Source organism: Halobacillus sp. ABR2_026, assembly GCF_056158545.1.
On record NZ_JBSWTM010000001.1, the window covers coordinates 3,834,820 to 3,848,660 of the forward strand.

Genomic DNA, 13,841 nt, shown 5'->3' on the forward strand with positions numbered 1-13,841 from the left:
CATGTCCATGATTCAAAACCCTGTCCTGAAAGGTTTCAACCCTGACCCGTCCATTTGCCGTACAGGAGAAGACTATTACATTGCCGTCTCCACGTTCGAATGGTTTCCTGGTGTCGGCATCTACCATTCGAAGGATTTGAAAAACTGGCGCTTAATTTCAAGACCTCTTAACCGTCTCAGTCAACTGAACATGAAAGGCAATCCTGATTCTGGCGGTATTTGGGCGCCTGCCCTCTCGTATGCCGACGGCCACTTCTGGCTCATTTATACCGATGTGAAAGTTGTAGATGGCCAGTGGAAGGATGCCCATAACTATCTAGTCACCTGCGATAAGATCGATGGAGAATGGTCCGAGCCCATCCCTCTGAACAGCTCAGGGTTTGATCCATCCTTGTTTCATGACGAAGACGGCAAAAAATACTTAGTGAACATGGTGTGGGACCACAGAGTACGCAATCACAACTTTTACGGCATTGTCCTTCAGGAATACAACCATGAAGAGCGATCGCTCACCGGTCGTCCGGAAGTCATTTTCAAAGGGACGGATGTTAAACTGACAGAAGCTCCTCACCTCTATAAAGTCGGGGAATATTATTATCTTCTCACTGCCGAAGGAGGAACGAAATATGACCACCAGGCGACCCTTGCCCGCTCGAAGAACTTAAGGGGTCCCTATGAAGTCCATCCGGACAACCCGTTGATCACGACGTGGCCGTATCCGAGAAATCCTTTACAAAAAGCCGGCCATGCATCGATGGTCCATACCCACACCGGTGAATGGTATCTCGCCCACTTGACGGGACGTCCGCTACCGAAAGAAAGCGATGCTTTACTTGATCCACGCGGGTATTGTCCTCTTGGAAGAGAAACAGCCATTCAACGATTGGAGTGGAAGGATGACTGGCCATATGTCACCGGAGGAAACCAGCCATCTGTCGAGGTCCAGGCTCCCGCTATAGATGAAAATCCCTGGCCTGCCGAATTTGAAAATAAAGATGATTTTGATCAGGATGAACTGAACCCCCACTTCCAGTCTTTACGCATCCCACTGACGAATGACATCCTGTCGTTGACCGATCGGCCAGGACATTTGCGTCTGTATGGAAAAGAATCACTGACATCAAAATTCACGCAGGCATTTGTAGCCAGACGCTGGCAAAGCTTCACCTTTACGGCTGAAACGAAAGTGACGTTTGATCCAGAAACCTTTCAACAGGCTGCCGGTCTCGTAAACTATTACAATACGAGAAACTGGACTGCTCTACAAATTACTTGGAACGAAGAAAAAGGAAGAGTCCTCGACCTGACGATCTGTGACAACTTCGTTTTTGACCAGCCAATTGAACCTGTCGCCATTCCAGACGAAGTCAAGGACATTTACCTGCGTGTCAACGTCCAAACCCATACGTACACCTACGCTTACTCCTTCGACGGCAAAGAGTGGAGCGACATCACCATCCCCCTTCAATCTTATAAACTATCGGATGATTACATTGATGGCGGTGGATTTTTCACAGGAGCCTTTGTCGGGATGCAGTGTCAGGATACGTCCGGACGTGCACTACCCGCCGATTTCGACTATTTCGTTTATGAAGAACATGATTGATGATGAAAAGACCCGCCTTGGACGGGTCTTTTTTCTTTCGATTCAAACGAAACAATTTCCCCTTAAAAACGTAAACATAGCATGGGCTAAAGACTGGCCGATTTCATATAAGAGGAGCTTGCCGATGAACGAACTGATCATTGTCGTGATAGGATCTGCCGCTGCCTTACTAGCTATCATACTAATTAGAAAACGACCACCGATCGACCCATCCTTCATCATCAAATTTGCTGAAAAAAGAAAAGAAAAAGGGGATGTAGCGTTGATGATCCGTCGGAATGGCGAAACTTTCACTTCCATCAACCCCCATGTCTCTCTTCCGCTAGCCAGTACCATGAAAATTATTTTGGCCATTGCTTTTGCAAAACAGGTGAGCGATAACAAGGTGAAGGAACAGACACAGATTTCCAAAGAAGAACTAGCTAAATTCTATGTAGAAGGCACAGATGGTGGTGCTCATAAAGCTTGGATTCAGGCTTTTTCAAACAAAGAGTCGTACAGCCTGAAAGAAATCGCTATTGGCATGATCACTTACAGTTCGAATGCGAATACAGAACTTTTGATGAATCATTTAGGGTTGGATACGATCAACGACATCATTTCTTCCCTTGAATTAACGGATCACAGCCCTATTTTCCCGGTGGTTTCTGCTCTTTACATTCCCTCTTTCATAAAAATGAAGGAAGAAATTTCGAGTGGAAACGCACTTCTCCAAAGACTTGAATCAATGTCTACGGAAGAATATCACCAATACGCCCTCGACATTCATCATCAGCTGGCTGCGAATAAAAAAGAGAAGGATTGGGAGGACGTAAAATTAAACGTGGACCTCCAGAAGATATGGTCTGATCGTCTGCCTGCCGGATCGGCACGCGACTATATGAGGTTGATGCAGTTGATCAATCAAAGACAAACATTTGACCCCGAGATGCAGTGCTGCCTGGAAGAAATTCTCGGGTACGGTCTATACCTGAACGAAGCTAACAGGAATTGGATTGACCATGGGGGCATGAAAGGCGGGTCGACATTGTTTGTATTCACCCACGCTTCCTATACAACGGATCAGGAAGGGAACCAAACGGAAATCGTATTCTTATCCAACCAGGAAAATATTCTGACGACGCGGAAGCTTCAAAGAAACTTCAATGCCTTTTCCCTTCAAGTATTGAAAAATGAAGCATTTAGGAACATGCTCCGTTCGGGATGAATAGAAAATCTTTTAAGAAAAGGCTCTGTTAAAGTTTAGTGTTGATATTACTGCAAAAAGGAACTCCCAATTTTATGGAAGTTCCTCATCTTTATATTTGGCTTATTTAACTAAAGCTCCCTTTTCTTGAAGACTCTATTTCGAGATGTTCCAGGGATTCATTGCCTGGTTGAGCGTCAGGGGTGGCTGGGAAGCCACTCATTTCCTGTGGGGGAGTGGCGAGCTTCCTCGGGCTACCGCCGATCTCCTTTCTCCCACGGGAATCTTGCAGCTTCCCTCCCCATTCAATCATTCATTTTCACTTCAATCCGTTGATGCAAATATCAACACTGAACTTTAACAGAGCCTAAGAAAAAAGCGTCTGCCCTGCTCACTTCAGGACAGACGCTTTTTTCACATGAAAATCAATGTTAACCCTGGCGCCACGATGGACACGATGACGGCACTCAATACCATTGCAATGGTACTGACAGACCCTTCAAGCTGATCCCGTTCCATCGATGTCGCTGTCCCAATGGCATGTGAGGCACTCCCCATACCGACTCCTTTTCCGAGAGGATGGGTCAGACGGGCATAGCGCATCACGAAGGGGTGGATCAACACTCCGCCGATGCCTGCAATCATGACAAAAACAGCAGCCAGAGGCATTGCTCCTCCGCTTGATTCGGCAATCGACATCGCTACAGGTGTCGTCACTGATTTCGGAACGATCGAATGGATGATCAACTCACTAAACCCTGCCCACTTGCTTAAAAGAAGGCCGGAGGTCACTCCAATGAACGCCCCGATTAAGGTTCCTGTTACGATCGGAAGGAGCATTTTTTTCAAAAGTCCCCGGTACTGATACAGTGGATACGCTAAGGAAACGACTGCAGGACCAAGCAGGTGATCGATCCACCATCCCCCTGTCATATACGTTTCATAAGACAAGCCGAATAATAGCAGCAAAAGAATGATAGTCACGGTCGACAAGATGATTGGGGCAGTATAAATACGGCGATAGTTTCGATAAACAATCAGCGCCCCCTGGTAGATGAGAATGGTCAAAATGATAATGGCAGCAGCCTGAAGAAAACTACTCATGAGCAGCCTCCCTCCTTCTCGTCATCCACTGAGCAACAAAGCCTGAAATTCCCATGACCATAGCCGTACTCAGAAGACCAATTAAGATCAACAGCACCCCTCTGCCTTTGAAAACATATCCATAACTCATGACCCCGACTGTCGCCGGAATGAAAAAGAAAGGCAGGTGTTTGATCATAAACCCTACCCCCTGTTTGAACCAATGTTCGGGGACTAATTTAATAGATAGGAGTGCGAATAAGAGAATCAGGCCGATGACGCTGCCCGGAATAAACAGGTGAAACGTGTGCTGGATAAGTGTTCCAAGTTGATAAATGGCGTACAATCCTGCAATTTGCAGAATGATAATGATTGCTTTTGGCACGTGTGATCCTTCTTTCTAGGTTTGAGTTAGTTTTTTCCTCCGTTTATTATATAGGACTTTACAAGAGAGATAAAAACTCCCGCATTATAACTTCTCCACTTTACACAAAAGGCTTTGTGCCTCCGCCTCTAAATTTTATATTTCCTTTTCAATTTGCTTACAAGGGACAGTGGCCGGAAAATATATGTTAGGATTTTCTATATTGTACCTTTGTAACCATTCTTTATCTATAAAAGGAAGTGAAGCACCATGAGAAAACTTCTGCAGCTACTACTTGCTGCCTTTCTCCTTTTCGTTATCGGAGCCTGCTCAGCACAGACTTCACAAGAAGCAGAGGAAGCTCCTAAAAAAGAAAACGAACCCGAACAAAAAAAGGACCCGGGCCCTCCCTATCAAGCTTTAGAGCCATCTGATGAAGCCGTAGCTCTCGAAGAATCGTTATCGGAGGAAGAGCTCACCAACATGCCGGAGCACGAAGCCGCTCTAGGTGGAGATCCCAAACGTTCCGTACCAGCCGGAGAAACACTAGCTGAAGGCATGGAGGATCCATCAAGTGGTCCGCTTAAGAATCATAGACTTGTCGCTTACTACGGCACCCCGCGATCAGAAAATATGGGAATCCTCGGAACAATGGAACCGGAAGAACTTATGAAAAAACTAAAAAAACAGGCCCAGGCCTATTCAGAGGCTGACCCCGAACGACCGGCCATACCGACGATTGAATTGATTACAACGATGGCCCAACGTGATCCAGGTCCAGAGGGTACATACGTCCGTAAACTTTCCGATGAAAAAATCCAGCAATATGTAAAACTTGCAGAAAAGCATGATGCCCTCGTCCTGCTCGACATCCAGCTCGGCACAGATACCGTCATGAATCAGGTGGAAAGCCTTAAGAAATGGCTGAAACACCCGAATGTCCATCTCGCCATCGACACCGAATTCCAAGTCGAAGAAGGCGAAGTACCAGGGGAGGACCTCGGTCAGGTCGATGGTAAAGAAATTCAAAAAGCGGTCGACTATCTTTCAAACCTTACAGAAGAACAAAGCCTCCCGGATAAGTTCGTACTCGTCCATCAATTCACAGAGCATGTCTTAACGAACAAGGATGCCATTAAGCCTACAGATAACGTCGAAGTCGCTCTGAACTTCGATGGCTGGGGATCATCGATTGACAAAATGGCCCTCTACAAAAGATACGTGCGTGATAAGCCTGCACAGTACGGCGGGTTCAAAGTGTTCTATGATAAAGATAAACCGGTGATGACTCCGGAACAGGTCGTGAAACTCGACCCGAGTCCTGCGATTGTGAACTATCAATAAAATTCAAAGACTTAAGACCCTCTTACATTAATGGAGCCATTCTTAAAATTGCGCCTAACGGGGGTTATGTTTAACTTACGTTTCAAAGACACATGAGAGATGAAAATCAGAAGAAAGCTGCAGCATTTCACCCTGCAGCTTTCTTCTGCTCTATACTGATTTATTAATCAAAACGGCGTTTCTTAAATATAAAGATGGTGACTATTACACTGACTACTGCCCATATGGATAATACGAAGAAATGGCTCCCCACCGGCTGTCCATCCTTCAACTGTAAAAGCAGCTGGCCGAATTGCTGATCAGGTAAGTAGCTTAGGAGTTTAAGAAGCCACTCCGATTCAATCATGGTACGGAAAATATCCCCCATACCAAAAATAAACAATACAGGAATCCCCATCACCGACGTTTCCATAACTGTGCGAGAGATTAATCCTAGAATGGTTCCGAAACTGATAAATATAACGAGGCTAATGAAAATTGCTGCACCGGTGATCAGAATCTGGTCGGGCATGGGGAGGTCACCTATTAAAACGACAGCAACAATCATAATGATGCTGGAGACAGCCGAAAGTAAACTTTTTCCGATGAAAATTTCTGCCGTGTTCAATGGAGAAAGGAGTAACCCTCGTAAGGTGTTCTTTTCTTTTTCTTCTGCGATGACGGCCGCCTGGATAAATGAACCGACAATTACCATAGAGAGGAGAATCGGCATATAGACCGTTGCCGTCTGGATCTCTTCCTGGCTGAATATGAAAGCAAAAAACAGGGGCACTACAGCCGTAGATAGCATATACGCATTTTTCAGTAGATCTTGATAATCCTTCATGACCACCGCTTGAATTCGTTGAATGGAAATCATTAGAACAGCTCCTTTCCTGTAACACGAGCAAAAATATCACCTAAGGTCGGCTCATTGGAATGGACAGAAGCCAGCTGTTGACTGGCGATCAATTCACGAATTCGTTCTGCCCCTTCGTGATTGTGTCCGACGAGCTGTTCTCTTCCATCTTTCAGTAAGAGATTTATTGAAGAATCCGAATGGCTGACCCGCAACTCCCGCGGCGGGCCCTGCAATTGGATGTGCCCTTTATTTAAAAAAGCCACACGATCACAGATCCTCTCCGCTTCATACATGTCATGGGTCGTTAAAAAAATCGTTGTCCCTTCTTCATTTAAGGTTCTTAATATACGGTGAATCCGCTCAGTACTGACAGGGTCCAGGGCAGACGTTGGTTCATCAAGAAATAACAATTCCGGCTTATGCAGAATGGTCCGCGCCAGGGTTACCCGCTGCCTCATCCCCTTCGACAGTTTGCTAACCACCTTGGATTCTTCTCCTGTCAATCCCACTTCATGCAGCACCTCATCTATACGCCTAAAGGATACATCGTATAATTTACAAAATAATTTCAAATTAGCCTCTACCGTTAACCGTTCATATAAGCCGGTATTATCCGTTAACACACCAATCCGTTTCATTTGCTTTGGATCTCTTAGACCTTCTACTGACCTTCCAAACACTTGAATGCTTCCTGACTGAAAACTCTCTTGAGCTGTCAGCAGCTTAATTGTTGTTGTCTTACCAGACCCGCTTGGTCCTAAAAAGCCAAACGTTTCGCCAGTTTGAATGGAGAACGACAAGTCATCCAATGCCCGCTTCCCATCAAAGTCTTTATGGACATTCGAAACCTCAATAATCTCACTCATTACCATTTCCCCTTTCCTGCTTTCGCAAGTGACTACCATAAGTTTAAATGGATCTTATACATCACAGCACTAAATCAAGCATGAAAGGAGTGAATAACAAGGTGAATGGAGCTATAGCACTTTAAATGGAACACCACAACGGATGAAAGGAGAAGTTAAACGGTCCATATAATGACTTGGGCCGACAATTTCCAGGGAAATAATCACTTACATGCGCAATACATTCTTTAAATCCTGCAGTTTCCCTTTTGATAATGGAATATTGCTTTTATGATGATCATCGAGAATTAAACTGTAGCTGTTTCTCGTCCATGTCATCACCTCTCGAACCTTCTGCAGATTCACAATATAGGAACGATGGCAGCGGAAGAACCCAAACGGCTCAAGCCGTTCCGATAACTGCTGCAAAGTAATCGTACACGGAAAATCCCCGCCTTTTACATGCAGTTGAACTGTGCCATCAACACTTTCCACGTAATCAATCTCCATAGGGTCAAATAAAATGATTTTTTCTTTTACCTTTGCAGGAATTCTTTCCAAATGAACATGAGTACTAGTTCCCGTTTCCTGTCGTCCATTTTCAAACTCTTCTTCATCCTCTTTTTCGTCCGGATCCTGCACCTCCATTTTCTTTAATCCATCTTCATTCAAGCGATAGACTTCATTCGTTATAATGACCGCACTTTCCATATTGCTCGTAATAATTAAAGCCGCTCCACCCTCAGCTTTATGCTCATTAATTAATCTACGCAGGATTACCCTGCTTTCTAAATCAATGTTCTGATCAGGCTCTTCCAGGATCATTAGCTCCGGCTTGTGAATAAGCGCCTTGGCAAAGGATAGACGTTTCCTTTCCGAAAAATTGAGCTTTTTGATACGTTGAGATTTCTTACTCGATAAATTCACTTTATGTAACAGCTCATCAATGTCCTTTTTCCTATCATAAAGACGCTGATAAAACTTTAAATACTCATGTGGAGTTAAACGTTCATAAACCTCTTCCTCATGGAACACCAGCCCAATCCGGTGACCGTGCTGCTTCCAGCCAGAAGGAAGAGAATCACTTTCCTCAAAGTAAGCAATCCTCCCAGTTCCCGCTTCCTGCCCAGTCAAGATGTGAAATAACACCTTACCCACCACGTGATCGCATTGGATCGCTGCTACTTGGCTTTGATGAAGACGAAAATTAAAAGGGGGAAACCACACTTTATCTCCTTCGACTTTGCTGACCTCTTCGATTTGTACAATAAGTTTCTGAGACATAGAAGGATCACTCCACAGTAATAATGAATGTTTGTATAAGCACAGAGAAAATAATAGTTTTTATAATAGGAGAAGAGGGACGGCCTGCGATTCATAATACTTTTATTATAAACTATTTATCCTATTTATCTTGGTTAAAAGTAAGGGTATGAGAAATAGTTTCATCAAACAAATTTGAAATCAGATAAGGAGGTACAAGGTTGCGGGAATCTATTTATGGTACGGTTCATTCCTTATAATTTTAAAAGCACGATAGACCTGCTCCACCAACATCAAACGCATCAACTGGTGCGGAAACGTCATATTTGAAAATGAAAGACCAAATTCACTCCGCTTCAACACCTCATCACTTAACCCGAGTGAACCTCCAATCACAAAGGCGACTTTACTCTTTCCATAAGTCGCAAGTTCGTCCATCTTTTTCGCAAGTTTTTCGGAAGTAAGCTGCTTTCCTTCAATTTCAAGTGTGATGACATACGTGTCCTGTGAAATTTTCGAAAGAATACGGTCTCCTTCCTTCTGCTTCACTTCAACCATCTGGGCTTCACTTAGGTTTTCCGGTGCTTTTTCATCCGGCACTTCCACGATATCCACCTTTGCATAAGGGCCGAGACGCTTCACATACTCACCAATTCCCTGCTTCAAATATTTTTCCTTCAACTTACCTACACTAACAATCGTAATCTTCACGATGCATTTCCTCCGTAAACCTTCATAATATGACCCTAGTGTACCATGAACCGAGCTTCCATAATCAGGTGTACCAGGTCATACAATTATTGGGAAATATTCATAAACACACTCGACATGCATAGACATGGAATGTAAGCCATTAATTCCTACGGAGGAGATGACGACATGAGTGAATTCAACAAACCTAACGACTCTAAGGAAAATGAGGCGAGCAGCAAAAAGGACGACGGTTTTGTAAAAGGCGTATCCAAGGAAGCTAATGACTTCATTCATAATACAGTCGATACTTCAGGGAAAATCATCAAATCGATCACAGGAGAAGGCGGCCTGATCGGAAAAACCGTGGATTCGTCTGGTAACATTGTTAAAAAAGCGTCAGAAAAAGGGGCGGATGTGATAGGTAAAACCGCTGATACGTCATCCAAAGCCTTTAAATCAATCAAGGATAAAACATTCAATCGGAAGAAATAAATATTAAAAAGCACACGCTTGGCTCCCCACCAAGCGTGTGCTTTCGTTTTAGAGAAGAGGAGCTTCCGATTCGCATGAAGAAGACCTGGTCATCCAATATTTGGATGACCAGGTCTTACATAAAATGGAATTAACAGCATTACAGGATTTCTATGGTGTTTAATAGGATGACAAAGATGACGGAAATGACAGGGATAAGAACAGCTACTACAAATATATCCTTATAACTGTCTTTGTGTGTCATTCCTGTGATGGCAAACAGCGTAAGAACCGCTCCGTTGTGGGGAAGCGCATCGAGTCCTCCTGAGGATAGGGATGCGATTCGGTGGAAAGCCTCCGGGCTGATGCCGGTGTTCATGGAGATTTCATAATATTTGGATCCCAGTGCTTCAAGAGCGATTCCCATACCGCCGGATGCGGAACCAGTTGCACCCGCGAGCACGTTAACAGCGATCGCTTCTGAGATTAATGGATTTCCTTTGACCCCCATCAAAAGCTGCGTCAAATTGGCAAAACCCGGAACTTCACGCACGACTGTACCAAATCCGACGGCAGCACTCGTATTGATAATCGCAATGACCGATCCACCAGCTCCACTGTTCATGGATGGAATGAACTTTTTATACAACGTAACGTTTAGAAGCATGATAAGCACGATTCCTGAAATTAGTGCCGTAACAACGTCCCATTCTAATAAATTCAATGTAAGAAGTACCGTTAATAATGGCAAAAGGGACAGGAAGAAATTCGGTGTTTGGTCGGGTTGATCGTTTCCTTTCTTTTCTTTCGGTTCTGTGAACACTTCTCCTTGAGCGACGAGTTTTTTCTCACGCCATCTCAAATAAAAGTAACCTCCACCACCCATGATGATGGCGGCAATGATCCCCATGACAGGTGCTGCCATAGCATTCGTCTGGAAGTATTCCATTGGAATCAAGTTCTGAATCTGTGGAGAACCAGGCAGGGCCGTCATCGTAAATGTAAAAGCTCCTAAAGCGACCGTTGCAGGGATCAGTTTACGACTGATGTTAGCTTCACGGAACAGAGATAGGGCTAAGGGATATACAGCAAAAACAACGACGAAAAGACTAACTCCGCCATATGTCAAAACGGCGGCAGATACGAGTACCCCTAAAATCGCGCGTTGGGTACCGATTAATTTCGTAAGGGCAACCGCGACGGAGCGCGCCATCCCTGTGTCTTCCATCAATTTTCCAAAAATGGCTCCAAGCATAAAGACCGGGAACCAGTCTTTTGCGAAGGCGACGAAACCACCCATGTATGTATCTTTATAGGCTTCAAGTAAATCGAGACCGCCGGTGAGGGCGACGACACCAGCTGCGATGGGCGCCACCCAGATGATGGACCAGCCTAAATAGGCAAGGACCATCAATACGGCAAGTCCGAGAAAAATTCCGAGCATGGTTTTTCCTCCTTAGGGTTATTGAGCTTCGACGACCATGGCAATGCCTTGACCGCCGCCGATGCAGAGCGATGCGACGCCATAACGTCCACCTCTGCGCTTCAGTTCTTTAATCATGGTGTATAGAACTCGCGTGCCGCTGACACCAATCGGGTGACCAAGAGCAATCGCACCCCCATTGACATTCACTTTATCTCGATCGAGACCGAGTTCTTTTTCTACGGAAAGGTATTGAGAGGCGAAAGCTTCGTTCACTTCGACAAGGTCCATATCTTCTAAGGACATTTCCGCTTTTTCCAATGCCTGACGAATGGCAGGGGCCGGACCAATGCCCATGTATTTCGGTTCAACACCTGTAATAGACCATGCATGGATCTTAGCGATAGGCTGGACATTGTGTTGGCTCACGAAGCTTTCGCTTGCTAAAACTACAGCACCTGCACCGTCGTTGATCCCACTGGCATTTCCTCCGGTTACTGTGCCATCCTTTTTAAACGCGGGCTTCAATTTAGCCAGGGATTCAGGATTGGTATCTTCACGGATATGCTCATCTTGATCGACCACTTTCGTTCCTTTGCGAGTCTTTATTTCCACCGGTACAATTTCTTCTGCGAATTTCCCTGTCTTTCGAGCTTCCGCTGCGAGTTTATGACTGCGGGTCGCATATTCGTCCTGCTGTTCTCTCGTAATTTCATATTTCTCTGCAAGGTTTTCACCGGTCACTCCCATGCCGGCGCCGATATATTCATCCGTCAACGCAGCCCACAACGTATCATCGATTTTAGGAGTTCCGAGTTTTGTACCAAAACGGCTGCCACGCATTGCGTAAGGAGCTAGACTCATACTCTCAACACCTCCGGCTAAAGCCGTCTCTCCCTCTCCGAGCTGGATCGACTGAGCAGCCGATATGACGGACTGCATCCCGGACCCGCATAAACGGTTAACCGCAAGCGCAGGACTAGTATGCGGGACGCCTGTTTTCAAAGAAATATGGCGTGCCAAATACGGTGCGTTCTGCGAAGAGTGGATGACATTCCCAAGAATGGTCATGTCGATATGATCAGCGGAAATTCCGCTGCGCTCCAACGCTCCTTTAGCAGCCGTTACTCCTAGTGTAGTTGGATCGACGTCTTTCAGCGCTCCCCCAAATGTTCCGAATGGCGTACGGGCGCCTTCTACAATATACACTGGCTTCATGTGAACATCCCCTTTCTTTTATTGAGTGGTATAGCCACCATCGATGACAGCCGCCTGTCCTGTAATTCCTTTGGCTTTGCTACTGGCAAGGAACAATGTGTAGTCGGCAATTTCCTGAACGCTCAACAACCTTTTCTGTGGAACGAGCGGGTAGATGACTTCTTCCAGAACTTTTTCTAATGAAACGCCACGGTTTTCAGCGAGATCCTCAAGCTGATTACGTACGAGCGGTGTATCTACATACCCCGGGCAAACAGCGTTCACTGTGATCCCGTCTTCTGCTCCTTCAAGAGCTGTCACTTTCGTCAGCCCGATCACACCATGTTTAGCACTGTTGTAGGCGGACTTTCCGGCAAAACCAATCAAACCGTTGATGGAAGCCATGTTGATAATCCGGCCGAATCCTTGTTTTTTCATGATCGGAAATGCATGTTTCGTTGCCATAAACGGAGCGACCAGCATGATTTTCGTAATCAGTTCGAACTTCTCTGTCGGAAATTCCTCGATGGAAGCGACGTGCTGGAGCCCAGCATTGTTGATGAGCACATCAAGGCGTCCGAACGTATCCACCGTTTCGTCTATCGCACGCTGAAGATCCTCTTCCTTCGTCACATCACATACAAGGCCGATCGCCTGCAAGCCTTCAGCATTCAAGCGTTCGGCTGCTTCTTTCACTTTCTCTTCGTTAATATCACTGAGAGCTACCTTTGCACCATTGCGTGCGAATTCAGAACCGATCTCGTAACCGATTCCGCTCGCTGCTCCTGTTATGAATACCACTTGATTTTCCACCATCGGACTTCCTCCTTAATTGCTTGCTGGCATTTTTAATAGTTCGTCACTGATGATAAGCTCTGCTTCTGTCGCTTCCTTGATTTCATCAACCGTCCAGCCTTCTGCAATTTCAACCAGCTTCAGTCCTTCTTCCGTCACGTCCATGACCGCCCGGTCTGTGATGATCCTGTCAACAACCCCTTCACCTGTCAGTGGGAGTCTGCATTCTTTCAAAATTTTTGGATCGCCATGTTTGTTCACGTGATCCATGATGATGACAACTTTTTTCGATCCGTGCACGATATCCATAGCTCCACCCATACCCTTGATCATTTTACCTGGGATCATCCAATTCGCAAGGTCCCCGTTTTCTGCTACTTCCATTCCACCTAAAATCGCTAGATCAAGGTGCTCCCCGCGGATCATTGCGAATGATTCCGCACTGTCACAGTAGGCTGCTCCTACAGAAGCTGTCACGGTTTCTTTGCCTGCATTGATCAAATCAGGATCCACTTCATGTTCGTAAGGAGACCGACCGATTCCGAGGAGTCCGTTCTCGGATTGAAGAACAACCTCTTTTTCCGGTTGAATATAGTTTGCGACCATTGTCGGCATGCCGATGCCAAGGTTCACATAGAAACCGCTTTCAATTTCTTGTTCTGCTCGTTTGGCAATCATTTCACGGATTGCCGCTTTATCCTTTTGTACTGCCATTTTTGTCTACCTCCTA

14 protein-coding genes are annotated in these 13,841 nt (G+C 45.4%); 4 read left to right on the forward strand and 10 right to left on the reverse strand.

Annotated features, from left to right (window positions below; translation table 11 throughout):
- Position 1 precedes the first annotated feature (1 nt).
- Both ACXADE_RS19360 and ACXADE_RS19365 read left to right on the forward strand, forming a co-directional pair.
- Positions 2-1,606 carry a glycoside hydrolase family 43 protein gene (locus tag ACXADE_RS19360; RefSeq protein ID WP_474982057.1) on the forward strand — a complete coding sequence of 535 codons (1,605 nt, stop codon included), beginning with the start codon at positions 2-4 and terminating at the stop codon, positions 1,604-1,606.
- A gap of 124 nt (positions 1,607-1,730) precedes the next feature.
- Entirely contained in the window at positions 1,731-2,813 is a 1,083-nt protein-coding gene (locus ACXADE_RS19365) for a serine hydrolase (protein WP_474982058.1), read from the forward strand.
- A gap of 393 nt (positions 2,814-3,206) precedes the next feature.
- Here the strand turns inward: ACXADE_RS19365 and ACXADE_RS19370 are convergent, their stop codons facing one another.
- Positions 3,207-3,896, reverse strand: coding sequence for an LrgB family protein (locus tag ACXADE_RS19370; RefSeq protein WP_474982059.1), 690 nt, complete (start codon positions 3,894-3,896; stop codon positions 3,207-3,209).
- On the reverse strand, positions 3,889-4,260 hold the full coding sequence (locus ACXADE_RS19375; protein WP_474982060.1) for a CidA/LrgA family protein: 372 nt from the start codon (positions 4,258-4,260) through the stop codon (positions 3,889-3,891). The genes ACXADE_RS19370 and ACXADE_RS19375 overlap by 8 nt, the downstream gene beginning before the upstream one ends.
- Before the next feature lie 249 nt (positions 4,261-4,509).
- Between ACXADE_RS19375 and ACXADE_RS19380 the strand changes: the two genes are divergently transcribed.
- Positions 4,510-5,583, forward strand: coding sequence for a hypothetical protein (locus ACXADE_RS19380; RefSeq protein ID WP_474982061.1), 1,074 nt, complete (start codon positions 4,510-4,512; stop codon positions 5,581-5,583).
- Positions 5,584-5,746: 163 nt separating this feature from the next.
- Here the strand turns inward: ACXADE_RS19380 and ACXADE_RS19385 are convergent, their stop codons facing one another.
- The 4 genes from ACXADE_RS19385 to rlmH all read right to left on the reverse strand — a co-directional run bounded on the left by ACXADE_RS19385 (position 5,747) and on the right by rlmH (position 9,243).
- Entirely contained in the window at positions 5,747-6,442 is a 696-nt protein-coding gene (locus ACXADE_RS19385; protein WP_474982062.1) for an ABC transporter permease, read from the reverse strand.
- Complete coding sequence (locus ACXADE_RS19390; RefSeq protein WP_474982063.1) at positions 6,442-7,290, reverse strand: ABC transporter ATP-binding protein; 849 nt, start codon at positions 7,288-7,290, stop codon at positions 6,442-6,444. Before ACXADE_RS19390 ends, ACXADE_RS19385 begins: the two co-directional genes overlap by 1 nt.
- 207 nt (positions 7,291-7,497) lie before the next feature.
- Complete coding sequence (locus tag ACXADE_RS19395) at positions 7,498-8,553, reverse strand: LytTR family transcriptional regulator DNA-binding domain-containing protein (protein WP_474982064.1); 1,056 nt, start codon at positions 8,551-8,553, stop codon at positions 7,498-7,500.
- Positions 8,554-8,763: 210 nt separating this feature from the next.
- Complete coding sequence (rlmH, locus tag ACXADE_RS19400; protein ID WP_474982065.1) at positions 8,764-9,243, reverse strand: 23S rRNA (pseudouridine(1915)-N(3))-methyltransferase RlmH; 480 nt, start codon at positions 9,241-9,243, stop codon at positions 8,764-8,766.
- Positions 9,244-9,411: 168 nt separating this feature from the next.
- Here rlmH and ACXADE_RS19405 point away from each other — a divergent pair, with 168 nt between their 5' ends.
- Complete coding sequence (locus ACXADE_RS19405; RefSeq protein ID WP_474982066.1) at positions 9,412-9,717, forward strand: hypothetical protein; 306 nt, start codon at positions 9,412-9,414, stop codon at positions 9,715-9,717.
- Between the two features lie 139 nt (positions 9,718-9,856).
- On the opposite strand, the gene ACXADE_RS19410 is transcribed toward ACXADE_RS19405, so the two are convergent.
- The 4 genes from ACXADE_RS19410 to ACXADE_RS19425 are packed head-to-tail and all read right to left on the reverse strand — an operon-like array spanning position 9,857 to position 13,825.
- The gene (locus tag ACXADE_RS19410) at positions 9,857-11,140 is read right to left on the reverse strand and encodes a GntP family permease (RefSeq protein ID WP_474982067.1); all 1,284 of its coding nucleotides are present in this window, start codon (positions 11,138-11,140) and stop codon (positions 9,857-9,859) included.
- Between the two features lie 18 nt (positions 11,141-11,158).
- The gene (locus ACXADE_RS19415; protein ID WP_474982068.1) at positions 11,159-12,337 is read right to left on the reverse strand and encodes a thiolase family protein; all 1,179 of its coding nucleotides are present in this window, start codon (positions 12,335-12,337) and stop codon (positions 11,159-11,161) included.
- 18 nt (positions 12,338-12,355) lie between these two features.
- Entirely contained in the window at positions 12,356-13,132 is a 777-nt protein-coding gene (locus ACXADE_RS19420) for a 3-hydroxybutyrate dehydrogenase (RefSeq protein ID WP_474982069.1), read from the reverse strand.
- Between the two features lie 12 nt (positions 13,133-13,144).
- Positions 13,145-13,825, reverse strand: coding sequence for a 3-oxoacid CoA-transferase subunit B (locus ACXADE_RS19425; RefSeq protein ID WP_474982070.1), 681 nt, complete (start codon positions 13,823-13,825; stop codon positions 13,145-13,147).
- Positions 13,826-13,841: the final 16 nt, after the last annotated feature.

What these genes read in the sequence shown, in the direction of transcription:
- ACXADE_RS19360 (WP_474982057.1), top strand. Translation starts at nt 2, where the DNA reads ATGTCCATGATTCAAAACCCTGTCCTGAAAGGTTTCAACCCTGACCCG.
- ACXADE_RS19365 (WP_474982058.1), top strand. Translation starts at nt 1,731, where the DNA reads ATGAACGAACTGATCATTGTCGTGATAGGATCTGCCGCTGCCTTACTA.
- ACXADE_RS19370 (WP_474982059.1), bottom strand. Translation starts at nt 3,896, where the DNA reads ATGAGTAGTTTTCTTCAGGCTGCTGCCATTATCATTTTGACCATTCTC.
- ACXADE_RS19380 (WP_474982061.1), top strand. Translation starts at nt 4,510, where the DNA reads ATGAGAAAACTTCTGCAGCTACTACTTGCTGCCTTTCTCCTTTTCGTT.
- ACXADE_RS19385 (WP_474982062.1), bottom strand. Translation starts at nt 6,442, where the DNA reads ATGATTTCCATTCAACGAATTCAAGCGGTGGTCATGAAGGATTATCAA.
- ACXADE_RS19390 (WP_474982063.1), bottom strand. Translation starts at nt 7,290, where the DNA reads ATGAGTGAGATTATTGAGGTTTCGAATGTCCATAAAGACTTTGATGGG.
- ACXADE_RS19395 (WP_474982064.1), bottom strand. Translation starts at nt 8,553, where the DNA reads ATGTCTCAGAAACTTATTGTACAAATCGAAGAGGTCAGCAAAGTCGAA.
- ACXADE_RS19405 (WP_474982066.1), top strand. Translation starts at nt 9,412, where the DNA reads ATGAGTGAATTCAACAAACCTAACGACTCTAAGGAAAATGAGGCGAGC.
- ACXADE_RS19410 (WP_474982067.1), bottom strand. Translation starts at nt 11,140, where the DNA reads ATGCTCGGAATTTTTCTCGGACTTGCCGTATTGATGGTCCTTGCCTAT.
- ACXADE_RS19415 (WP_474982068.1), bottom strand. Translation starts at nt 12,337, where the DNA reads ATGAAGCCAGTGTATATTGTAGAAGGCGCCCGTACGCCATTCGGAACA.
- ACXADE_RS19420 (WP_474982069.1), bottom strand. Translation starts at nt 13,132, where the DNA reads ATGGTGGAAAATCAAGTGGTATTCATAACAGGAGCAGCGAGCGGAATC.
- ACXADE_RS19425 (WP_474982070.1), bottom strand. Translation starts at nt 13,825, where the DNA reads ATGGCAGTACAAAAGGATAAAGCGGCAATCCGTGAAATGATTGCCAAA.